Source organism: Bizionia sp. (genome assembly GCF_048259285.1).
Lineage (GTDB): Bacteria > Bacteroidota > Bacteroidia > Flavobacteriales > Flavobacteriaceae > Algorimicrobium > Algorimicrobium hallyeonense.
On record NZ_JBLXHU010000018.1, the window covers coordinates 1 to 23187 of the forward strand.

Below are 23187 nucleotides of genomic sequence, written 5' to 3' on the forward strand. Positions count from 1 at the left end.
GTCTCTGGCAGATTCTATGCCAATAAATCCTGGTTGTTGTTTGGCAAGTGTCTCCATTTTTTCTGCCATTTCAGAATAACCTTCAATACGGTCTGTTTGTGTTGAGGTGAAAATAACAGCGTAATAGGGTTTTTGATTTGTCATGGTTTCTTAATTCAAGCGAAGGCAGGAATCTTGTTGTTTAATTATATAAATTTACTTCTTTGAATTACTATTAGATTCCTGCTTTCTCAGGAATTCTATTTTTCAACAGTAATCCATTGTCCTTTATTTCGCACTAAATAATCATTATCATACATGGCTTCAGCTTGAATGCCAGGTAAATAATAGGTTCCTAAAAAGGACGCATTCAGCATAATATGAAAAGTTTTACTGCCTTGCTTTCCTTTTTGTGGCAAATCGAAATAGTAATTTACCTCATTATCACGAATATCGGTATAACGTGCTTGACTCGTAGTTGCCGCACCAAAATCGGTAAAACGGGTATTAATGATTTCCCAACCAGATGGGAATAATTGGGTGAGTGCCACATCGTTTATATTTTCATTTTTAAGATTGCTAACTGTAATGCTTGCCACAAAATCCTGACCTTGTTTTAAATTGGAAATATTAATTTTAGAGCCAGTTAAATCTTTATAGTTGACGGAAACATTCAATCCACGTTGTTCTGTGAGCTCTTGACCAAGTGGAAGTTTCCCAGAGTTAAGCACGCGTACATACACCAAATTGGCTTTTTTATTTGTGAATGTTAATTCATTTGAGCCATCATATATCGGTAAATCACGTTGCGCAATAGCCGATTTGGATTGGATAGTTTCAGATTTCCCGTTGATAGTGTACGTAAGATTTAAATCTTTGCCACCATTGGCTTCCACCATTTTTGCCATAGCCAACAAGCTATAAGCTGTTGTTTGGGTACTCATCCAGCGGTTGCTCGATAAATCATTCGCTACATATTCTGCTAACTCACGTTGTTGTGAGTTTTTAGTCAGCACCATAGTTTCCAAAGCCATGGCACGATTTCTATCTACCGATCCGTAGGTGTAGTAATTATATTTTGGTGGTTGGAAATTAATATTAGCTGTTTTTGAAATAGCCTGACTCGCCTCATTTTGTCCAGCCAACGCATAAGCTGCTGCCAATCGCCATTTAGCTTCGTTGGATATTTCAGAAAACTCACGTAACCGGTTCATTGCCGCTAAATCTGCTTGTCCAGCTAAAGCCAATGTGTAAAGTCGGTAGGCTTGTGCTAAATCTGAATTATAGGTTCTGTAACTTGGTCGCCAATCACGAGCCGCTTGTTTTTGATAGGATATCCAATTGTTCTTAAATGTTAATGGTAACACATAGCCTTTCTTTTCTGCTTCTAGCATAAAGTGTCCAGCATAACTGGTGGACCAATCGTTTGCAGTGTTTTCGCCCATCCAATAACTCATGCCGCCATTAGGCATTTGAAATTGCGCCAAACGCTTGATGCCACTTTCAATGTTTTTCTGAATGTCTTGTTTTTTATCTAGTGTTAAATCGAAAATATCATTTAAATATAATTGTGGAAAAACACCTGATGTGGTTTGTTCTAAACAGCCATGTGGATATCTTATTAAGAATTGTAAACGTCTTGTGAAATCCATGGGCGGTAAGGTTGAAAATTCTACCGTAGCCGAATTGGTTCCTATTTCACCAAAGGTTGTAAAGGTTAGTGTTTCTGAAGCATTTGCAGCAACCGATTTGTCAAGAGGTTTGGATGAAATCGGATTCGGGTTCATCACATCAATCTCAACTTTATAGGTCGATTTTTCGCCATTACCTTTGGCAATAACTTCAATAGTATTAAAGCCTTTTGCTTGACTGACATCCAATTCAAAATAGCGCATTTTTTCGTCTGGCTTATCGAAGGTGATATTTTGTGTTTTTTCGCCAACTACAGAAATCCCATTGCTTAATTTCAAGCTGATTTCTACATTTTTCACTTTGTTTTCCATAGCAAAAACGGTCACAGGAAGGGTTACTTTTTCACCTGGACTTAATTTTCTTGGTAAAGAAGCTAAAACCATAAGCGGTTTTTTAACCTGAACCGATTTATCTACACTACCATAGGCTTCGTTGTTTGCATTTCCAGCGACAACCATGGTCCGAACAGCTCCAATATAATTTGGTAATTTTAAGGTATGCGATTTGTTTTCGCCTTCCTTCAAACTAAAAGGACCTAAATACGTTACAACCGGTTTAAAGCGATTGGCTTTTTTGTTTTTACCTGCTGCAGCATTTCCATCACCACCAATTGCGAAAACCTGATCGATACTTCCAGAGTAGGCGCCTATTATAGCATCAAAAATATCCCAGGTTTTAACGCCTAAAGCTTCACGTGCATAAAATTCGTCCCACGCATTTGGTGTTTTAAATCGCGTTATATCTAGCAAGCCTTCCTCTACCATGGCAATGGTGTAGGTCATGGCTTTGTTATTTTTTTCGGAAACCGTTACCTTAAATTCCTGTTCTGGTTGTAACACCTCCGGCATTTTAAGTTGAGGTTCCAATTTGGTGTTTGGATCTTCAACCATTAATGGAATAACACCAAATAAACGAATTGGTAAATCGTTTGCCGTTATAGCATGCGGCTGCAAAAGTGAAATATTAATAAATACGTTTGGTGCCATTTCGGGCGTAATTGGAATGGTTACTTTGGTTTCGCCTGGAAGCGTTTTTGCCCATTTGGTTTCTAAGACTTCCGTACCGTTTTCTACACTTACCAACGCACGACCTTCACTACCAGAATTAAATGTAATGGTAGCCATTTCGCCAACATTATAGGTTTCTTTATCTGCGGAAAATACTAACATTTTTGCGGCTTCTTTATCGCTAGTCGGTGCTTTTTGCCACCAGTTTTTATAAAAGTAAGCTGTACGTCCAGTAGCATGACCACTTACGGGATCGATAACTCGAATAAGGTAACGTCCACCTTCTTCGTCTGGAATTTTTATATTGAAACTTCCTTTGCCTTGGGCATTGGTGTTTACTTTACTATCTAAATACGGTCTGTGATAATTACTGGATACGTAACTGGACAGATTATCTTCAGAGGCATTCCACCACCAACGCCATTCAATTTTATAGATTTTTACTTCCAAATTATTGCGTTGAATAGGTTTTCCATCTTTATCTACAACCACCACATCAAAGGTTTGATTTTCATCTGTAAAAAAGGAACCATATGCTTTTGGTTCTGGCGATTGTAAACCGACAAAGGATTCATAAGGTGCAAATGGCATGGTGAATGCATCCATTGAAAAATCGCCGCCATTTTCAAAAGCACGTACTAAAAACTGCACGTTTAACATGCCAGGCGCATTTTTGCCAACCTCTAATTGATTGTTTATTTTTGCGATGCCTTCGGCATTCACATTCCCTTCAAAAACGGTTAATTCTTCGGTTTCAAATTCGCGTGTTGGATCGGAAAATATGTAGTTTTTGTAATTTTTGAATCCGGAGTTGGAACTGCTAATTTTCGCTTTAATTTCAGCTTTCAGATTTTTTCCAACTGCGCCATGCAGCCATTTCACATCTAGCGTTCCTGCTAGTGGCTGATTGTTGGTTAAAATCTCGTTTTCAAAATCGACCTTAATTTTAAGACGATTTGGTTTAACAGTTTCAATCTTTAATGTTTTATAAAATGTAACACCACCAACGGAAACTTTGGCGCTGTAATTTCCGGTTTTATCCTCTGTGTTTGTGGGAACTGTAAATCTGTAAAAATTATTAAGGTTGTCGGTTGTGATATTTTTGTATGTCAGTTTTCCATTTGGATCTGTGATTTCTAATTTCACAGGATGTGCTTTTGGTAATTTATTCGCTTTATCATTCAACATAAAGGTTAAATGAAGTGTGTCTCCAGGACGCCAAACTCCACGCTCGCCATACAAATAGCCTTTAAGTCCACGTTGCATTTTATGACCAGAAACATCAAATTTACTTAAGGAAAGTGAGTTGCCATCCGCTAGTTTTAAATACGAGTTATTACTGCCTTTTTTTACAATGGCAAAAGCTGCATGCTTGTCCGCATCAATGGTTAATAAGCCTTCCGAATCTGTGAAAAGTGTTACCATTTCCTGTTGCTGAAAATTGTAAAGCGTTACGGATGCATTGGCTTCAGGATTGGTTGTTAAAATATTGGTAACCGCAAAATAATAGGAGTTATTCTCGCCACGTTTGGCAATCACACCCAAATTGGAGGCGAGTAAATTTTGAGATACAATGCGGTTTTCATTATAATAAGCTACATGACATGGATTTTCGCGCTCACGCCAGTTATAAGGGTAGTTTTTGTAGTTGTAAATTAAATTATCCCAATAGGCTTCTTCACGTAGATTGTCATCTTCGGTGTAGGATTCTTCGTTGTAATCATGGCCATAATAATCATCCTCATAGTAGTAATCGTCATAATCATCATGGTTTACTGCGGCTGTTTCGTTAGCACTACAATCGTATAACGAATAATCTTTATTGAAGCTCAATTCTACCCGGTAAATGGCTCCAGGATCGGCCGTAAAGAATTTGGATAAATCAATGCTATAAGCACGCCATTTTCCAGTGTTTTCAGCTGCCGATTGTAGTTCTATAGTTTGTTTCGCAATCCTGCGACCTACTTGCCGGATATTATAAGAGTTGTTACTATCTAAATTATTTTCCTGTAAAAACTGTAATATATTATCTTGATATATCTTAATAATACGGACATCGACCGCTTTTAGGTTTACCGCTTCAAAATTAAATTTAAGCTGCTTGGAATTTGGTAGAATACTTCCATTACTAATTAAACGAACTTGTGGTTTTAAGTTTTCAAAAGTAATTTTTTCTGAAAACGGTTTCTTCAATTTAAAACCATCTGTATTGGATATCCCTTGAAAAATATCTACTTGAATATCACCAACTAATTTGCTTTCTGGGTAGACTTTTAAAATATTTCCTTCAACAATAAATTTGGGGTTTTTGCTTTTTTCAATGGTTACTAAACCATCAAAATTTTGCTGTTTTTTAAGCGGATCCGAGAAGTTAATGGATACGTATTGCTCGGGTAATTGAATCACTTCCACATCCACAATGGTGAAATTATTGATGCCAGGAATTGTCAAAGCATTTTCACCTGTATTGTCAGCATTAATGGCTTCACCTTGCCATTTAACTAAAATTTCAGAATCCTCTATTTTTCTGTGAATACTGTCAATTTTGAATTCAAAAACGCGTGATGTTTGGTTGTATTCATTAAAAACTACCTGTAAGTTTTTGCCATTTTGTGAAGCTTCTACTAATTGTTTAGCTTGCTTTAAGGAGATGACATCGGAAGCACGCAAAACTGCTTCAACATACTGCCATTCCTTGCTGTAAGATTGCAAATTAGTGGTATTAATCGTAAAATTTGGCGTGATGGTTTTAAACTGAAAGGTGTAATTGCCAAAGTAATTGGGAATGTCTGGATAGATTTTTTTGAGTTTAACGGTAACGGTATATTCTGTAGAAGGATCTAGGGGTTCATCTGGTGTAAATAAAAGAGATTGCTGATTAACCACCATCAATTTACCGGTAACATGTGGTGAAACCTTTACAATATCATCCAGTATTTCCTGTCCCATTTCCCATTTTTCAACCGGTTTGGTTAGGTTAATTTGAATTGGGTCTGCAATAGAGTTTAAACCCGATGTGGTATAGCTTATGTATTCGCGAAATTTAAAAAGATTATCTGTTTCGGTATCTTCCTTTTTACAAGACGCCAAAACTAATAGGATGACAATGAGGGTTACGATTTTTTTAAATAACATATACGATTAATTTTTATTGAATAAATATGACTGATGTTCTTCCTAACGTTTTTAGACTAGGAAATTTTGAGTGTTAGGGTAGTTTAGGCTGAAATTAATTTTCATTGTCTTTGTAAATACCGATGGTTAATTCTCCTTGGTCATTCATAGAAGCGCGATACATGCCAGCTGTGTTAAATTCCATTACCAAATTTCCATATTTGTCTACCGCAATAATCCCGCCATCTCCACCAAGTTCTGGAACTTTTTTCTGGATAACCTCGCGTGCAGCCTCTTGAAGCGTAAGACCTTTATAATCCATTAAAGCTGAAATATCATGAGCTACCATAGCACGAATAAAAAATTCGCCCCAACCTGTACTAGAAACGGCACAAGTATTATTATTGGCATAGGTTCCTGCCCCAATAATTGGTGCATCGCCTATACGTCCCCAACGTTTGTTAGTCATACCACCTGTTGAGGTTCCCGCTGCTAAATTGCCATTTTTATCTAAAGCCACACAACCCACAGTTCCAAATTTTGAATCTTTAATGGTGGCATCATAAAAAGCAGATTTATTATCTATTTCTTTTTTACTAACTCTGTTTGCAGGTGCTTTTTCTTCGCGTTCTTTCAAACGTTTTAAACCATTAAATCTGTTCTCCGTAAAAAAGTAAGTAGAGTCTACAATTGTTAACCCTTGTTCTTGGGCAAATGTTTCGGCACCTAAACCAGATAGCATTACGTGTGGTGATTTTTCCATGACAGCACGTGCTAAATTTATGGGGTTTTTTACTGTTTTAGTTCCAGCTGAGGCTCCAGCATTTAAGGTTTTTCCATCCATAATAGATGCGTCCAGTTCATTGGTTTCGGCATGGGTGAACACAGCGCCTTTTCCTGCGTTGAATAGTGGCGAATCTTCTAAAATATTAATCGTTTTTTCAACAGCATCCAAACTACTTCCTCCGTTACTTAATATTTTGTGGCCTACGCGAATGGCTTCTTCTAGTTTGGCTTCGTAAGCAGCTTCATCTTCGGCAGTCATATTTTTTTTCAAAATTGTTCCAGCACCGCCATGAATAACTATAGCAAATTTGTTTACCTGTAGTTTGGTGCTATCTATAACTTCTGGATTATTCAGATTGGAAATGGCTTCAAGCTCCTCTTTACTTTTACAGTTGAAAAATAAAATTAAAAGAATTAAAACATATAAGAGGTTTTTCATAAGTAATGACTTTTAAATGAGAACTGAAAGTTAACAATTTTTAAAACGTTTCACTTTAGTAAGGCGACATTTATTAGTATATTTGCGAATAGTAAGAATAATAATTAAAAAAAATAGATTTATGCAAGAAGTTGCAACAGATTTCGGAATTGAAAAAGCCCTAAAAGCATTAGGTGTTAAAGATATAAATGAAGGAACATCAACAGGTTCCAATAATTTTTCAAGTGGTGATGTTATTGAGAGTATTTCGCCAGTTAATGGAAAATTAATTGCCAAAGTTAAGACAACCACTAAAGCAGATTATGAAAAAGTGATGGATGCTGCAACAGCTGCTTTCCCAATTTGGAGAGCTATGCCAGCACCTCAACGTGGTGAAATAGTGCGTCAGTTTGGAAATAAATTACGTGAGTTAAAAGAGCCTTTAGGACGATTAGTATCCTTTGAAATGGGGAAATCACTTCAAGAAGGTTACGGAGAAGTTCAAGAAATGATTGATATCTGCGATTTTGCCGTAGGATTATCTAGACAATTAAACGGACAGACAATGCCATCAGAACGCCCGGGTCATGTTATGCGCGAGCAATGGCATTCATTAGGTGTGGTTGGTATTATTTCAGCATTTAACTTCCCGGTGGCAGTTTGGGCTTGGAATACAGCTTTAGCTTGGGTTTGTGGTGATGTTTGTGTTTGGAAAGCTTCCGAAAAAACGCCGTTATGTTCTATAGCATGTCAAAATATTATTGCCAGTGTTTTAAAAGATAATAATTTACCAGAAGGTATTTCTTGTATTATAAATGGTGATTATAAGGTTGGTGAAATGATGACTACGGACACACGTATTCCATTAATTTCAGCTACAGGGTCTACACGAATGGGTAGAATTGTTGGTGTTACCGTTGCAGAACGTTTTGGAAAATCCTTATTAGAATTAGGTGGAAATAATGCCATTATTATTACACCAACGGCAGATTTAAAAGTAGTAGTTCCAGGTGCGGTATTTGGCGCCGTAGGAACAGCTGGACAGCGTTGTACGTCTACACGTCGTTTAATTATCCATGAATCGGTTTATGATAAAGTAAGAGATGCTATTGTTGGTGCTTACAAACAATTAACTATTGGAAACCCGTTGGATGAAAAAAATCATATTGGACCATTAATTGATAAAGATGCTGTAAACGCATACTTGTCAGCTATTGAAAGAGCCAAAGCAGAAGGCGGAACCGTTTTGGTTGAAGGTGGTGTTTTTGAAGGTGAAGGTTACGAAAGTGGCTGTTACGTAAAACCAGCTATTATTGAAGCTGAAAACCATTATGAAATTGTACAGCACGAAACATTTGCTCCTGTTCTTTATTTAATGAAATATTCAGGAGACGTAGAAAATGCTATTGACAAACAAAATGGTGTGGCACAAGGATTATCTTCAGCTATTATGACCAATGAAATGAAAGAAGCCGAGAAATTCTTATCATTCGCAGGTTCAGATTGTGGTATTGCCAATGTAAACATTGGAACATCAGGTGCTGAAATTGGTGGTGCTTTTGGAGGAGAAAAGGAAACAGGTGGTGGACGTGAGTCTGGATCTGATGCTTGGAAGGTTTACATGCGACGTCAGACAAATACGATAAATTATTCTGATGAGTTACCATTAGCTCAAGGAATTAAGTTCGATTTATAAGCGACTCAAAATATAGTAATTTAAAAAGTCCTCAAATCGAGATCGATTTGAGGACTTTTATTTAATGGAAAAGATGTTAGGCTTATAATCGTGTAAAGATTAAATGTCTTATACCAAATCCTTGTTGTTCCAGAATGAGTTCTGTATCTGTTAAGGATATAATTTTAGATGTTTCCTCTCCAGAATCGACCGTAATAATAACCCCATAATCTCCGTCTCTTTCAATAATTTGATAGGTTCCATTAATAAGGCCATCTGATATGCAGTTGTCTAAATCATCTTCGTTAAAGAGCTCTACTTGCGCTTCACCATTTAATGAGAATTGGTAAAATGTCCGTTTTTCACAAGTCGTTAGTGGCATTTGAATGCCTGACTCCGGATCTTCTACGGTATATAAATTCCATCGATAAGCTATTTTTTCCTGAATTGTGAGTTCCGGTGGAATTGCTACCGAATCATTGTCATCATTCTTACTGCAGTTAAACACGGTTAAGATGCTAATTACTAAAGCTATAATTTTTATATGATTCATAATTCAATTATTAGTTAATATGTTTTAATCTCCCCATTGTTTTTGTGGCGTATATAACCCCTGATAGAGGTAAATTATTCCAGTAGAAATATTTTCAGCTGGAAACGAAGTTGAATCGTCATTGGTTCCATAAGATGTTTTGTCTGGTGAAGAATATATATATCCAACTTGACCCGGTGTGAACATGGCAATATAAGCGTCATTTGTTACCGCAACGGCATAATTATTTTTAAGTACAAAATAATTGTCACCCATATCAAGTTCTGGTAATGGTCTGCCCCAACCTATAAACCCTAAAAGTGGATCAGTACCTGAAATTTTTACACGCGCACCTACCACGTTACTAGAATTTGAATGGTATTTAAATGCAAAAAAGTAATTGCCCTGTGGGTAATTTGGACTACCGCCAACATTGGTAACCGTAACATTGTCAATAAAATTGGCACCACTAGTTTGATAGTCACTGTCTGTGGTTCCTAAAGTAGAAACTTGATATAAGCGATCTGCAAGAAGTTCGTATTCAGCTTCAGTAATAAGTATCCAATCGTTTTCATCTGCAGCCATATAATCAGCTTTAGAGGTGCTTAAAAAGTGAACAATATCATCCATATTATTTAAGTTAATGGTGACATTGGTAACAGTGTTTGTTGATAAATTTGTTACAACCGCTGTAATGTTAGGATTGGTTTCGAAATCAAAAGCACGTGAATGATTTACCATTAAATTTCCGGTAGCAGGATCAATTCGTAACGCATTATTTACAGATTGTGATGAAATACTATAATTATTAGTTGATGAACCAGTTTCTGAAATGGTTCCAATTAACAAGCCGTCTATAGGGTTTTCATTAATTGTTCTCTCAAAGCTACTGGCAGGTGGTGTGGCGGGTGTATTGACATCATCATCACTACTGCAATTGAAAAAACTTACTAGGATTATTACTAATGACAGGTTTTTTAAAATATTCATAATGTTTGCTTTTATTGTTTAGTATTTAATAATTAAAATTGGTAATAGGTTAACAATTTAACTTTTTTTTAAAAAATCACCGCATAACAATTTGATTATGTGTAAATTACGTAAGAATTATCTTATTTTGTAAGATGCTGTTTATTAAGAATTATAGGTTTGTTTTAAAGAAAGCAAATAGAAGAAGCTATTCTTAATGAAACAAAATGAGATTTTGGATTGCCTATTAAAAACAAAAAGCCAAACCAAAAGTAAAATAACTTTTAATGAGGCTTTTGTATGTTAGTTGATTAATAGCAAGACAAATGTAGATAAAATAGGATATGTACATTTCAAGAAATACATAACTGGTGGAAAATAATTTATTTTTGGTATGTATTTATGTGTAATTAACATTAATCATATTGTACTTTTCTTAAAATGCGCATTGTTTGTTTATAGAGTATGTATATTTCAGGATAATTTTTCAACAGTAATTTCGCGTCAATAAGTTTATTAATGGCTTCTTCAAAACCATTTAAGTAGCAAATTAAATATGTGGCTGGTACATTTTTTAAATCAATGAGCTCACGTTCCGATAATATGTGATTACTGGTTACTTTTTCTAGAAGTGCATTATTAGCGTTATAAATATGGTGCAATACTTTTTTATCGTATTGTGGAGGTTCAAAAACAAGTGTACTATTAATATTGTATTTTCCATGCTCGGAAAAGTGAATACTTGTTTCTTCCAACGGATAATACCGAAAGGCTTTTTGCAATCCTAAATTAATGTACTCTATAATTTTAAAGGAATCTTCGGTAAAGGATATGGAAACTTCATCCAGAGCTGAATAAAATAATCGCACTTGCTCATTAATAAGCTCAATATCTACACGCGAATAAAAGGTTTCATTTTTTACTGTTTTTTTCTGTCCGGCCCAACAGACAACAAAATACTCTTTAAAAACTTTGTATTGTGGTTCATAATCTTTTCGAGATTTCATAAAATCGAAAACACCGTCCAAAGTATGAGATATATTGTTTTGAGAATGTGCTTCAATGGCTTGAACAATTTCGGAGTTGTTATCGGTAATGTCAATATCAAACACTTTGGGCATGCTTATGCTACCATCTCTAAAAAACACGGCGCCGCCATAATACTTCCAAATGTTTTTACGGAGGGAGGTTATCTTACCAGTGCCTCTAATAGTTACAAGCCCTACAACTTTATCTTCTGGCAAATGCGGAAATGAAATATTCTCATATTGAACTATTGGCGGATTGGTTAAGTAGGCATTGATGAGGTTTTGTATTTTACTGTCATCAAAAAAATCGACACCTATAATCTGGCTATCTTCATCTTCAACTCCAATTACAATATAGGAATTGTTTTTAGGATTGCTATTGGAAAGTGCGCAAATATGTTTTAAAAATTTAGCTTTTCCTTCTTTGAGACTAATATCTATTTGACGCTTTTTATCATAGAAACTGTTCTCATCGTTATGAGCCAGTAAGTTTTTTATGAGGAGGCGTTTGTTTAACATGGTATTTATCGCGAATCCCAATAAATATCAGGAGGTTTTTTTAGGTTTTAGTTAAACTCCTTTTTAACAATCGTACTGCTAGCTTGAGCCGTTGGAAACACCAACAAATCAGCAATATTTACATGAGCTGGTCTGCTAATGGTAAAATAAATAATATCTGCAATATCTTCTGGTTGTAATGCTTTATAGCCTTTGTAAACGGAATTTGCTTGTTCTCCACCTTTAAAACGGACTTGCGAAAATTCGGTTTCTACTAGTCCAGGATTTATGGCACAGACTTTAATGCCATATGGGTTTAAATCTATTCGCATACCTTCTGTAATAGCCAAAACAGCATGTTTACTAGCACAATAAATATTTCCTTTTGGGTATACTTCTTTCCCAGCCGATGAGCCAATATTAATAATATGCCCAGATTGGCGTGTAATCATTTGTGGCATTATTAGTTTGCTTACATATAATAACCCTTTTACATTAATATCCATCATTGCATCCCAATCGTCTGTATTGCCGTCTTGGATGGTATCCATGCCATGGGCATTTCCAGCGTTGTTAATTAAAATATCTATTTGTTTGAATTCCACTGGTAAGCTTTCAAAAGCGGTTTGTGTAGCTTTAAGGTCACGCACATCAAAATTTAATGTATGAACTTCCGTTTGTTTTTGGAGGGCACTTTTTATGGTATCCAAACGGTCTTGACGCCTACCACATAGAATAAGGTGAATACCGTATTTAGCAAATTCGTGAGCAGTGGCACGACCAATTCCGCTTGTTGCGCCTGTTATTAAGGCAGTTTTATTTGTCATCTTTAGTTTGTTATTTCTGTTTTCAATTTTAATGTAAATTATTAAGGAACTTTATGCCCTTGTGAAGCTACTAAAATTAAAAACCAATCCTCTATTTCCAAATCTATTTTTGTTGCTTGCTGTGCCTGTGTTATACGTTCTAAATTAGTGGTTCCAATTACAGGTGTTATACCGCCTGGGTGTTTTAAAATCCATGCTAAAAGTAATTGATCATGAGTAGCTTGGTATTTTTCAGATAGTATATCTAATTGCTTCTTAATTCGGAGTGTCTGATTGGTATTATCTTTGAAAACACATCCTAATGGTGACCAAGCCATGGGTTTTATTTGGTGTAATTGCATATAATCCAACGTGCCATCATACATGGCTTTGTGTTGCGTGAGTGAAAATTCAATTTGATTAACAGTAGTAGGAATATATTTTGAAAGTAAGGCTATTTGACTTGCTGAAAAATTAGAAACACCAAAATGTTTAATTTTACCGTCCTTTTTAAGTTTAATAATTGCTTCCGCAATATCGTCAGGTTGCATTAATGGGCTTGGTCTATGTAATAATAAGGTATCTAAATATTCTGTTTGAAGGTTTTTGAGTGACTGCTCGACAGACCAAAAAATATATTCTTTACTATAATCGTAATGTTTAACAGTATTATTTCTGTTCTCACTTAAATATTGAATACCGCATTTAGAAATAAGCTGAATAGTTTCTCTTTTTATTCCAGAATCCTTAAAAGCGTTGCCAAAATCGGCTTCTGTGGTGTAGCTACCATAAATATCAGCATGATCAAAAGTTGTAATCTGGTTTTTAATACAATGATGCATAAGTAATATCATGTCCTTTTTAGAAAGTTGTTTGCCCCAACTTCCCCATGTCATTGTTCCAGCAATTATTTTTGAATATGTCATAAATAGTTTTAAGATTTCTGTATAAAAATACTTATTCGCTCTTTAAAAATAGAGTCAGTTAACAATTATTTATTGCAAGATTTTCTGTTATTACGTACTTATATTCCATTTGAAAAATGGTTCTAAAATACATTTAACATTTTTTTATCATTCTCAATAATGTCTTTTAAATCGCTTGTTTTTAAATTGTTTAAAAGGAATACCTAGAAAATAAATAATGGATACCATTATGATTTTATTGAATAAAGCATCTATTATACATAGTTGCCACGTATATTTCTATGAACCAAAACCTATAATATTTATGAATACATTAAAACAGCTTAAATTAGTGTTACTAACAATTTTAACTATTACGTTTTTTAGTTGTAGTGATGACGATAGTAACAACACACCTTCTCAAGGAACTTCGACTATTTCAGTAAAATTAATGGATAGGCCTGGAGATTACGAACATGTTTATGTGGATGTTGTAGATGTTCGAGTAAAAGTAAATGACACTAGTGATGATGATAATTGGGTAAGTCTGGAAGCCATAAACACAGGTGTTTATGATTTATTGGAGTTAACGGGTGGCATTAATGTGTTACTTGTTGATGATTTTGTTGTTCCATCAGGAACCTTAAATCAAATTCGTTTGGTATTGGGTAATGATAACTCCGTTGTAATTGATGGTGAAACATTTCCTTTAAACACACCAAGTGCCCAGCAATCGGGATTAAAAATTCAAGTTAATGAGACATTAGAGCCTAATATAGCCTACACGTTTTTATTAGATTTTGATGTTGATGAATCTATCGTAGTCGCTGGAAATTCTGGTAATATTAATCTAAAACCTGTAATTAGAGCCAGTGTTGAAGCACAATCAGGAGCTTTAAGTGGCAGCATAACACCTATTGATGTTCAAACAGAAATTACAGCAACCAATGGTATTGAAACTGTTTCGTCTTATGCTGATGTTGATGGTAATTTTGTTTTGGTTGGTTTAACCGAAGGAACATATACTGTTACTGTTACACCAGATCCAGCTTCTGGATTACCAATTCAGATTATTGAAGATGTTGAAATTGCAGTAGGATCTACAACGGAGTTAGGTGTTATTTTACTAGAATAATTGTAAAAACATTTTAAAAAGTTATAAGAGCAGCACTAATCAGTGCTGCTCTTATTTTTTTAACCAATTGTTAACAGCATTAAAGCAAAAATTTTAACAATTTAGCAATCTTAAATAAGCCCATTATTTTAGGGTGTTTTAAATTGAAAAAGAATGGAAGATACACGTACAATTGACATTGCGTCTATTAACGAGAAAATTGAAAAAGAAAGTGCTTTTATAGAATTACTAATGTTTGAAATGAACAAAGTAATTGTTGGGCAAAAGCACATGTTGGAACGTCTGCTAATTGGTTTATTAGGTCAAGGCCATATTTTACTAGAAGGTGTGCCAGGTTTAGCAAAAACATTAGCTATTAATACACTGTCTCAAGCTGTTCATGGGTCTTTTAGTAGAATCCAGTTTACACCCGATTTATTACCTGCAGATGTTGTTGGTACGCTTATCTATAACATGAAGGAAAACGATTTTAAAATAAAAAAGGGACCCATCTTCGCCAATTTTGTGTTAGCAGATGAAATTAACCGTGCGCCTGCAAAAGTACAGTCGGCTTTATTAGAAGCCATGCAGGAAAAGCAAGTTACCATTGGCGATGAAACCTTTGTGTTAGATAAACCATTTTTAGTAATGGCAACCATGAATCCGGTTGAGCAAGAAGGAACCTATCCGCTGCCTGAAGCACAAGTAGACCGTTTTATGCTGAAAGCAGTTATCGATTATCCAAAAATTGAAGACGAACAACTCATTATGAGGTCAAACCTTAAAGGTGCTTTTGATAAAGTAAATCCTGTTGTTACAGTAGATCAAATTATACAAGCTCAAAAAGCAGTTCGCGAGGTTTATATGGATGAAAAGATTGAAAAATATATTCTCGATATTATTTTCGCAACGCGTTACCCAGAAAAATATAAGTTGGCAGAATTAAAACCACTTATTTCTTTTGGAGCTTCTCCACGTGGTAGTATTAACTTGGCAACAGCTGCAAAATGCTATGCGTTTATCAAGCGTCGTGGTTATGTAATCCCGGAAGATGTTCGTGCCGTAATTTATGATGTATTGCGCCACAGAATTGGAATTACTTACGAAGCGGAAGCAGAAAACGTAACTTCGGAAGATATTATTAGCAAAATTGTAAATGAGATTGAAGTACCGTAAAATGAGTTTTTAGTATTCAGTTGCAGTAAACAGTTAAAAGGTTCGCTGGAATATGAATACAAGAAAAGCTTAAAACTGCGACTGAACACTGTTTACTGAAGCGATGGATACAAAAGAATTACTAAAAAAAGTACGAAAAATAGAGATTAAGACACGCAGGTTGTCTGATCATATTTTTGGAGGTGAATACCATTCCACCTTCAAAGGTCGTGGGATGACTTTTAGTGAAGTGCGTCAGTATCAATATGGCGATGATGTTCGAAATATAGACTGGAATGTTACCGCCAGAACCAACGAACCACACATAAAAGTTTTTGAAGAGGAACGTGAACTAACCATGATGTTAATGGTGGATGTTTCAGGTTCTGAATTTTTTGGAACAGATTCTCAATTTAAAAATGAGATAGTTACTGAAATTGCTGCAACATTGGCATTTTCGGCTACTCAAAATAATGATAAAATCGGTCTGATTTTATTTTCAGATGCTATTGAACTTTATATTCCACCTAAAAAAGGACGCTCGCATGTGTTGCGAATTATCCGTGAGCTCATCGAGTTTAAACCACTAAGTCAGAAAACCGATATAGCAGAAGCTTTGAAGTTTTTATCGAATGTTATGAAACGGAAAGCCATTGTTTTTATGTTGTCAGATTTTATGGAAGACGATTATCGTCATAATTTAAAAATTGCTGCTGGACGTCATGATATTTCTGGAATTCGTGTGTATGACAGGCATGAAGAAAACATACCAAATTTAGGAATGGTCCAAATGCAAGACCAAGAAACAGGCAAAAGTATGTTGGTAAATACGGCATCAAAACGTGTGCGCTTAGCTTACAGCAAACATTATAATGACCATGTTACTTATTTTAAAGAAAGTTTTTCCAAATCAGGAGCAGGTGTTATTGATTGCCGTGTGGATGAAAGTTATGTTAAAAAATTATTAGGCTATTTCAAGCAAAGAAGCTAATTGATATTACAATTTATGAATCCATATTTATACTATAAGAAACATACATCTTCCGTTTTTGGTTTACCACTAGCGGTTCTGTTTTCTTGTATGTTTTTTCTTTTTTCGGCAGTTTCTGTAGCACAAGTAAAATCGGCTACCGATGTTTCTGAAATTAAAATTGGTGAGCAAATTACTTTTCAAATAGAAGTAGAAACAGATAGTACGGATTTAGTTGTTTTTCCGGAAGGCGCTACATTTTTACCTTTAGAAGTTATTGAAACCTACGACATTGATACTACTAAAAATGCAGACAAATTCAATCTGATTAAAAAGTACGGATTAACCCAATTCGATTCAGGATCGTATACCATTCCGAGGCAAAAAATTATAATAAACGATAAAACGCTTTTTACGGATTCGCTTAAAGTTATGGTGAATCCAGTCATTGTAGATACGCTCAAACAGGGCTTGTACACTATTAAGCCAATTATTTCTGTAGAAAAAAGCAGCAGCAACTGGTGGAAAACCCTACTAATTATTTTATTAGCTGTCGCTTTGGTTGCAGCTTTATTATATTGGTTTCTTTGGCGTAAAAAAACATTAACCGAAGAAGAGAAAATAGCGTTGTTACCTCCTTATGATCGCGCTAAATTAGCTTTAAAACAATTAGATGAGCATCGGTATTTGGAAGAAGATGCCTATAAAGAATACTATTCTGAACTAACCCTAGCCATCCGTCGTTATTTAGATGAGAAGGTTTATGATCACGCATTAGAAAGCACTACGGACGAACTTATTTCACGATTACGCTTATTAAAAGATGGCAATCAAATTGACTTAAGTTTGGAAACTATTAAAAACCTTGAAAGTATTTTTAAACGTGCCGATTTAGTAAAATTCGCCAAATCTGCACCAGATAAAGAATTAGCTAAATTTGATAGAAAAACAATTGATGAAGAAATTGATCACGTAAAAGAAGTTTTACCAGAACCTACTGAAGAAGAAAAACTTTTAGACGAACAATATAAGGAAGCCCAAGCACGCAAAAAGAAACGCCGAAAAGTAATTATTTCAACATTGGTGGTTGTTGGTTTATTAATAGCCACCTTCATAGGTTTTGGCTTAAAATATGGTTTCAATTACGTAAAAGACACCTTACTTGGAAATAATAGTTTGGAATTATTGGAAGGTAATTGGGTACGCAGTGATTATGGTTTTCCTCCTATTATTATTTCAACGCCTGAAGTTTTAAAACGTATACAATTAGATTCTACCCAAAGTGAAAACACGCAAGTAGACTATACCACATTTAATTATGGCAGTTTAGGGAGCAACTTAAATATCACATTAAATACAGCTGTTTTAAAGAATCAGAAACCTGAAGACTCTATTAATTTAGTAGCTGTTGCAGAAAAAGCCATTCAAGATTTGGAACGTAAAGGCGTTACTAACATTATTGTAAAAAACGAAAAGTTTGTAACACCTAATAATGCGGAAGGATTAAAAACCTTTGGTTATGCAAACTTTCCAATTGGTACTTCAGATTCTTTTGTGGAAGGGGAATATATATTGCTGCATTTTACAACACAGAATATCATTCAGCAAATTATTATTATATGGCAAAAAGATGATGAATATGCCGCTGAAATGGTGGCGCGTATAGAAAATTCCGTTGAACTAAAACCAACAGCAGAATGATGATGTTTGAAGGAGTCGATTTTTTAGATAAACAGTTTTTTTGGCTATTGTTGCTTATTCCAATTGCCATAGTTTGGTATGTCATAAAACATAATAAACAAACGGCTGAATTAAAAATATCCAGCATAAAAGGCTTTCAGGCAACACCATCTATTTTGCCAAAATTCAGACATCTATTATTTGTACTGCGTATGTTGGCATTGGCAGCTTTAATTACAGCATTAGCCCGACCACGTTCGGTAGATGTCAGTACAAAAACGAAAACCACACGCGGTATTGATATTGTTATGGCTATTGATGTATCTGCGAGTATGTTGGCAAAAGATTTAAAACCAAATCGGTTAGAAGCTCTAAAAGAAGTGGCTGCCGAATTTATTCAGGGCAGACCAAATGACCGAATCGGCTTGGTAGAATATGCAGGCGAAAGTTATACCAAAACACCAATTACTAGTGATAAAGCTATAGTATTACGCTCCTTGAAAAGCATAGAATACAATACCATTATAGAAGGCGGAACAGCCATTGGTATGGGTTTAGCAACAGCGGTAAACCGTTTAAAAGATAGTAAAGCCATCAGTAAAGTCATCATTTTATTAACCGATGGTGTCAATAATTCTGGATTTATAGATCCTAAAATTGCGAGCGAATTAGCCGTTGAATTTGGTATAAAAACCTATACTATTGGTATAGGAACAAATGGCATGGCTTTATCTCCAGTTCGGATGTTGTCCAATGGACAATTTCAGTATGGTCTTGTGCAAGTGGAAATTGATGAGGTCTTACTTCAGCAAATAGCCGATGATACAGGAGGAAAGTACTTCCGTGCCACCGATAATGAGAAGTTAAGTGCCATTTATGACGAGATTAATAAGTTAGAAAAAACAGAAGTAGAAGAGTTTAAATTTTATAATTATCAAGAACTGTTTAGACCATTAGTGTTTTTAGCGGGTATTTTACTCTTGTTAGAAGTGTTATTGCGGATTACTATTTTTAGGAGTTTTGTTTAAATTAAACGTAGTAAGAATAAATATTAAAAGATTCCCATTTTAAGGGAAATAAATATGTATCAATTAGAAGAAAAAATATGGTTTTGGGTATTAGCCGTTATCCCAGTAATTATGGGCCTATACGTGGTACTTCAATTTTGGAAAAAACGCGCTCAAAATAAGTTTGCAGATAAACGTTTATTAAAACGCTTAAGTCCAAACCAATCTGGATTTAAAACCGTTTTAAAAGTACTTGTTTTAAGTCTGGCATTTGCTTGTTTAGCCATAGCATTGGTAAACCCTAAAATTGGAACCAAATTAGAAACCGTTAAGCGTGAAGGCGTAGATATTGTTTTTGCCGTAGATGTTTCCAAAAGTATGTTAGCCGAAGATATTGCACCCAACCGTTTAGAAAAATCTAAACAGCTTGTTACCCAAATCATCAATAACTTGGCTGGAGATCGTGTGGGTATTATTGCTTATGCGGGCAAGGCCTTTCCACAATTACCAATTACCACGGATTATGCCTCTGCAAAAATGTTTTTACAAGGTATGAATACGGATATGTTATCATCTCAAGGAACCGCTATTAATGAAGCCATTGAACTTTCCAAAACCTATTATGATGACGAGCAACAAACCAATCGTGTTTTGATAATTATTTCAGATGGTGAAGATCATTCTGAATTATCACAAAATGTGGCAGCAGAGGCTAATGAAGAAGGTATTAGGATTTTTACTGTTGGGGTTGGCGATGTAAAAGGCGGACCCATTCCTATTAAAAGAAATGGCGTTGTTCTTAATTATAAAAAAGACAATAATGGTGAAACGGTTATTACAAAATTAGATGAAAATAATTTGAAGAAGATTGCTGAAGAAGCCAATGGAACCTATATAAACGGACGTAATACAAACAACGTTGTAGAGCAGATTACCGATATATTAAACGGTATGGATAAACAAGAATATGAAGCCAAGCAATTTGCAGATTTTAAAGATCAATTTCAGTGGTTTTTAGGCTTTGCTATATTCTTCTTATTTATCGATATTTTCTTATTAGAACGCAAAACGGCTTGGCTAAAACGTCTCAATTTATTCAATGAAAACTTTTAAAATTTTCAGAAATAATTTATAGAATTTTTAACGCATTAACAGTCAGTAGTTTTATACTTTTAAAGGCACCAATGAAAAACCTATTTTTTTACATATTCGCCCTAATTTCGGTGGCTTCTTTTTCGCAAGAAGAAGATAAAGCTGCCCAATTAAAAGCCGCTAAAAATGCGAACAATCTCGTCTTTGAAGGAAATGACCTTTTAGGAAATGACGATTTTGTTTCTGCTGAAATGGCTTACCGTCAGGCTATCTCTGAATCTTCAACGGAAACTGTAGGTGTTTATAATTTAGGAACCTCGCAAATTTTAGAAGGTAATTTAGAAGAAGCCTTATACCAATTGCAAAAATCAGCTAAAGCAGCCACGTCTAAATCTGAAAAACATCAAGCCTTTCATAACATTGGAAATATATTAATGACCAATAAAAAATGTAAAGAAGCTGTTGAAGCCTACAAAAATGCCTTGCGAAACAATCCAACAGATGATGAATCGCGATACAATTTAGCATTAGCAAAAGAGTGTGCCAAGCAACAGGAAGACCAAAATCAGGACGAGGACAAAGACCAAGATAAGCAGGACGAAAATAAAGACGAGAACAAGGACGACCAAAAGGACAAAGATAAGGATAAGGAAGGCGACCAGGACGACCAGAAAGATAAAGGCGATCAAGATAAAAAGGAAGGCGACGACAAAGAGGATGAAGATGGCAAGCCTAAAGATGATGAAAAAGACAAAGGCAAAGAAAATCAAGATCCTGGGAAAGATAAGGAACAGCAACAACCACCGCAGCCTCAACCGGGACAAATGTCGCCACAGCAAATGAAAAACCTGCTAGAAGCTATGAACAATCAAGAGTCTAAAGTGCAGGAAAAAATGAATGCCGAGAAACAGAAAGGCGTTAAAGTTCAAACTGAAAAAGATTGGTAATTCGGTTACAAAATAATTAGAAGCGGATAGAACGATATCATGAAACTTATAAAACACATTACAGTTATTTTACTAGTGCTATCAAGTACGTTGGCTAGTGCTCAAATAACCTTTGAATCTAAAGTTAGCAAAAAACGACTTGGAATTAATGAGCGATTACGCGTTGATTTCGAAATGAATAAAGATGGTGATAATTTTAATCCACCAGACTTTACTAATTTCACGGTTGTTGGTGGTCCAAATCAAGCCGTAAGTTATGCGTATGCTAATGGAAAACGAACCTATTCTAAAACCTACAGTTATTTTTTAGCACCAAAACGTCAAGGAACGTTTACAATTAATCAGGCTGTGATAGAAATTGACGGTGAAACTTATAAAACTACGCCCATTTCTGTTGTCGTTACAGGTGCTGTTGAAACACCTAAAGATGGCAATAATGCCGATTATATTGCTTCCGAAAACATTCATCTGGTTGCCGAAATTTCAGATGATAAACCGTTTCTAAATGAAGCGATAACCGTTGTGTATAAATTATACGTTTCACCAGATACAGGTGTTAGTAATTGGCGCGAAATTGACAATCCTAAATACAGTGATTTTTGGAGTCAGAACATAGATATCCGACAACTAAAAGTGCAAAATGGGACCTATAAAGGGGAAGATTATCGCTATGTGGTATTGCGCAAAACGGTATTATATCCACAAAAAACAGGTGAATTAGAAATTGAACCATTAAGTTTAGATATTACGGTTGAGGTTCCAACAAACCGACGCGATATTTTTGGTGGTCGTCTCATGCAACAAGCGCACAAAACAGTGTCAGCAGGTAAACGAACTATTAACGTGAAACCACTTCCAGAACAAGGAAAACCAACAGATTTTACAGGTGCTGTGGGCGATTTTAACTTTAAAGTCACCACATCTAAATCGTCATTAAATGCGACGGAATCTTTACAAGCTACAGTAGAAGTATCAGGTTCTGGGAATTTGAAATTATTTCAATTGCCTAAATTAAATTTGCCAAGCTCATTGGAAGTTTATGAGCCTGAGCATGCGGAAGATGTACGAACCAATTTAAACGGCATGCAAGGACGTATTTCAGATAGTTATACGGTTGTACCGCAATTTAAAGGAAAATATCCAATCCCGAATATCTCTTTTTCTTATTTCGATTTAAAAACAGAATCCTATAAAACCATTAATTCCAACGAGATAGTTATTGATGTGTTGCAAGGTCCAACAAGCCAAACAGGTAATCAAGATATTACTGCAGTTGGCGGTGATAAGCAGCGTGTGGTATTAAATAGTAATCAGTTTGCATTTATAAAAACGAGCACGAATTTTACAAGTACCAAACCTGATCACTTTTTTAAATCTACCGGGTTTTGGGCAGCGCTTTTAATGCCCTTTATAGCAATACCTATGGTTATTGTGTTCAAGAAAAATAAGGATAAACGAGATGCTGATGTATTTGGAAATAAAATTCGTAAAGCAGATAAGCTAGCCAAGAAATACTTAAGCGAGGCCAAAAAAGCGCTCGGTCAAAAAGAAGCATTTTATGTGGCATTAGAAAAAGCCTTACACAACTATTTAAAGGCAACCGTTCATATTGAAACAAGCGATTTAAGTAAGGATAAGATTCAAGAGTTGCTGCATAAAGGCAGTGTAAGCCAAGAAACTATTACTGGTTTTGTGGCCATTTTAAAAAACTGCGAATTGGCGCGTTACACACCAATTACACAGGTGGAAATGGAACAAGATTATGAGCGTGCAGCGCAAACAATTTCAAAAATTGATAAAGAATTAAAATAGA

At 35.2% G+C, this 23187-nt stretch carries 16 protein-coding genes; 9 read left to right on the plus strand and 7 right to left on the minus strand.

The annotated features are described in order from the left end of the window. Positions 1–239 precede the first annotated feature (239 nt). Together ACN0QX_RS09850 and ACN0QX_RS09855 are read right to left on the minus strand one after the other, a co-directional pair. Positions 240–5813 carry an alpha-2-macroglobulin family protein gene (locus ACN0QX_RS09850; RefSeq protein WP_417196712.1) on the minus strand — a complete coding sequence of 1858 codons (5574 nt, stop codon included), beginning with the start codon at positions 5811–5813 and terminating at the stop codon, positions 240–242. A 94-nt stretch (positions 5814–5907) separates the two neighbouring features. Further along, on the minus strand, positions 5908–7017 hold the full coding sequence (locus tag ACN0QX_RS09855) for an isoaspartyl peptidase/L-asparaginase family protein (protein WP_417196714.1): 1110 nt from the start codon (positions 7015–7017) through the stop codon (positions 5908–5910). Between the two features lie 121 nt (positions 7018–7138). Between ACN0QX_RS09855 and ACN0QX_RS09860 the strand changes: the two genes are divergently transcribed. Further along, positions 7139–8692, plus strand: a complete 1554-nt coding sequence (locus ACN0QX_RS09860; protein WP_248397119.1) for an aldehyde dehydrogenase family protein — start codon at positions 7139–7141, stop codon at positions 8690–8692. Between the two features lie 82 nt (positions 8693–8774). Here the strand turns inward: ACN0QX_RS09860 and ACN0QX_RS09865 are convergent, their stop codons facing one another. From ACN0QX_RS09865 to ACN0QX_RS09885, 5 genes are all read right to left on the minus strand, one after another. Continuing rightward, positions 8775–9224, minus strand: a complete 450-nt coding sequence (locus tag ACN0QX_RS09865) for a lipocalin family protein (RefSeq protein ID WP_417196717.1) — start codon at positions 9222–9224, stop codon at positions 8775–8777. Between the two features lie 24 nt (positions 9225–9248). Beyond that, complete coding sequence (locus tag ACN0QX_RS09870; RefSeq protein ID WP_417196719.1) at positions 9249–10193, minus strand: cadherin repeat domain-containing protein; 945 nt, start codon at positions 10191–10193, stop codon at positions 9249–9251. Between the two features lie 395 nt (positions 10194–10588). Beyond that, the gene (locus ACN0QX_RS09875) at positions 10589–11719 is read right to left on the minus strand and encodes an ATP-binding protein (protein WP_417196721.1); all 1131 of its coding nucleotides are present in this window, start codon (positions 11717–11719) and stop codon (positions 10589–10591) included. Between the two features lie 47 nt (positions 11720–11766). After that, positions 11767–12525, minus strand: coding sequence for an SDR family NAD(P)-dependent oxidoreductase (locus tag ACN0QX_RS09880; protein WP_417196723.1), 759 nt, complete (start codon positions 12523–12525; stop codon positions 11767–11769). Between the two features lie 41 nt (positions 12526–12566). After that, entirely contained in the window at positions 12567–13430 is an 864-nt protein-coding gene (locus tag ACN0QX_RS09885) for an aldo/keto reductase (protein WP_417196725.1), read from the minus strand. A gap of 304 nt (positions 13431–13734) precedes the next feature. Here ACN0QX_RS09885 and ACN0QX_RS09890 point away from each other — a divergent pair, with 304 nt between their 5' ends. The 8 genes from ACN0QX_RS09890 to ACN0QX_RS09925 all read left to right on the plus strand — a co-directional run bounded on the left by ACN0QX_RS09890 (position 13735) and on the right by ACN0QX_RS09925 (position 23186). Then, positions 13735–14544 (plus strand): DUF4382 domain-containing protein, encoded by an 810-nt coding sequence (locus ACN0QX_RS09890; protein ID WP_417196727.1) that lies wholly within the window; start codon positions 13735–13737, stop codon positions 14542–14544. Positions 14545–14697: 153 nt separating this feature from the next. Further along, the gene (locus tag ACN0QX_RS09895; protein WP_417196729.1) at positions 14698–15699 is read left to right on the plus strand and encodes an AAA family ATPase; all 1002 of its coding nucleotides are present in this window, start codon (positions 14698–14700) and stop codon (positions 15697–15699) included. Positions 15700–15802: 103 nt separating this feature from the next. Beyond that, positions 15803–16669 (plus strand): DUF58 domain-containing protein, encoded by an 867-nt coding sequence (locus ACN0QX_RS09900; RefSeq protein ID WP_417196731.1) that lies wholly within the window; start codon positions 15803–15805, stop codon positions 16667–16669. 15 nt (positions 16670–16684) lie between these two features. Further along, positions 16685–18349: a hypothetical protein gene (locus ACN0QX_RS09905; RefSeq protein ID WP_417196733.1), complete on the plus strand. Its 1665-nt coding sequence runs from the start codon at positions 16685–16687 to the stop codon at positions 18347–18349. 2 nt (positions 18350–18351) lie between these two features. Next, positions 18352–19356, plus strand: a complete 1005-nt coding sequence (locus ACN0QX_RS09910) for a vWA domain-containing protein (RefSeq protein WP_417196788.1) — start codon at positions 18352–18354, stop codon at positions 19354–19356. Between the two features lie 54 nt (positions 19357–19410). Continuing rightward, positions 19411–20448 carry a vWA domain-containing protein gene (locus tag ACN0QX_RS09915; RefSeq protein WP_376858443.1) on the plus strand — a complete coding sequence of 346 codons (1038 nt, stop codon included), beginning with the start codon at positions 19411–19413 and terminating at the stop codon, positions 20446–20448. A 71-nt stretch (positions 20449–20519) separates the two neighbouring features. Continuing rightward, positions 20520–21374, plus strand: a complete 855-nt coding sequence (locus tag ACN0QX_RS09920; protein WP_417196736.1) for an aerotolerance regulator BatC — start codon at positions 20520–20522, stop codon at positions 21372–21374. Positions 21375–21413: 39 nt separating this feature from the next. Next, positions 21414–23186, plus strand: coding sequence for a BatD family protein (locus ACN0QX_RS09925; RefSeq protein WP_417196738.1), 1773 nt, complete (start codon positions 21414–21416; stop codon positions 23184–23186). Position 23187 lies beyond the last annotated feature (1 nt).

Coding starts and splice junctions, on each gene's coding strand:
- ACN0QX_RS09850 (WP_417196712.1), bottom strand. CDS start 5,813: ATGTTATTTAAAAAAATCGTAACCCTCATTGTCATCCTATTAGTTTTG.
- ACN0QX_RS09855 (WP_417196714.1), bottom strand. CDS start 7,017: ATGAAAAACCTCTTATATGTTTTAATTCTTTTAATTTTATTTTTCAAC.
- ACN0QX_RS09860 (WP_248397119.1), top strand. CDS start 7,139: ATGCAAGAAGTTGCAACAGATTTCGGAATTGAAAAAGCCCTAAAAGCA.
- ACN0QX_RS09865 (WP_417196717.1), bottom strand. CDS start 9,224: ATGAATCATATAAAAATTATAGCTTTAGTAATTAGCATCTTAACCGTG.
- ACN0QX_RS09870 (WP_417196719.1), bottom strand. CDS start 10,193: ATGAATATTTTAAAAAACCTGTCATTAGTAATAATCCTAGTAAGTTTT.
- ACN0QX_RS09875 (WP_417196721.1), bottom strand. CDS start 11,719: ATGTTAAACAAACGCCTCCTCATAAAAAACTTACTGGCTCATAACGAT.
- ACN0QX_RS09880 (WP_417196723.1), bottom strand. CDS start 12,525: ATGACAAATAAAACTGCCTTAATAACAGGCGCAACAAGCGGAATTGGT.
- ACN0QX_RS09885 (WP_417196725.1), bottom strand. CDS start 13,430: ATGACATATTCAAAAATAATTGCTGGAACAATGACATGGGGAAGTTGG.
- ACN0QX_RS09890 (WP_417196727.1), top strand. CDS start 13,735: ATGAATACATTAAAACAGCTTAAATTAGTGTTACTAACAATTTTAACT.
- ACN0QX_RS09895 (WP_417196729.1), top strand. CDS start 14,698: ATGGAAGATACACGTACAATTGACATTGCGTCTATTAACGAGAAAATT.
- ACN0QX_RS09900 (WP_417196731.1), top strand. CDS start 15,803: ATGGATACAAAAGAATTACTAAAAAAAGTACGAAAAATAGAGATTAAG.
- ACN0QX_RS09905 (WP_417196733.1), top strand. CDS start 16,685: ATGAATCCATATTTATACTATAAGAAACATACATCTTCCGTTTTTGGT.
- ACN0QX_RS09910 (WP_417196788.1), top strand. CDS start 18,352: ATGTTTGAAGGAGTCGATTTTTTAGATAAACAGTTTTTTTGGCTATTG.
- ACN0QX_RS09915 (WP_376858443.1), top strand. CDS start 19,411: ATGTATCAATTAGAAGAAAAAATATGGTTTTGGGTATTAGCCGTTATC.
- ACN0QX_RS09920 (WP_417196736.1), top strand. CDS start 20,520: ATGAAAAACCTATTTTTTTACATATTCGCCCTAATTTCGGTGGCTTCT.
- ACN0QX_RS09925 (WP_417196738.1), top strand. CDS start 21,414: ATGAAACTTATAAAACACATTACAGTTATTTTACTAGTGCTATCAAGT.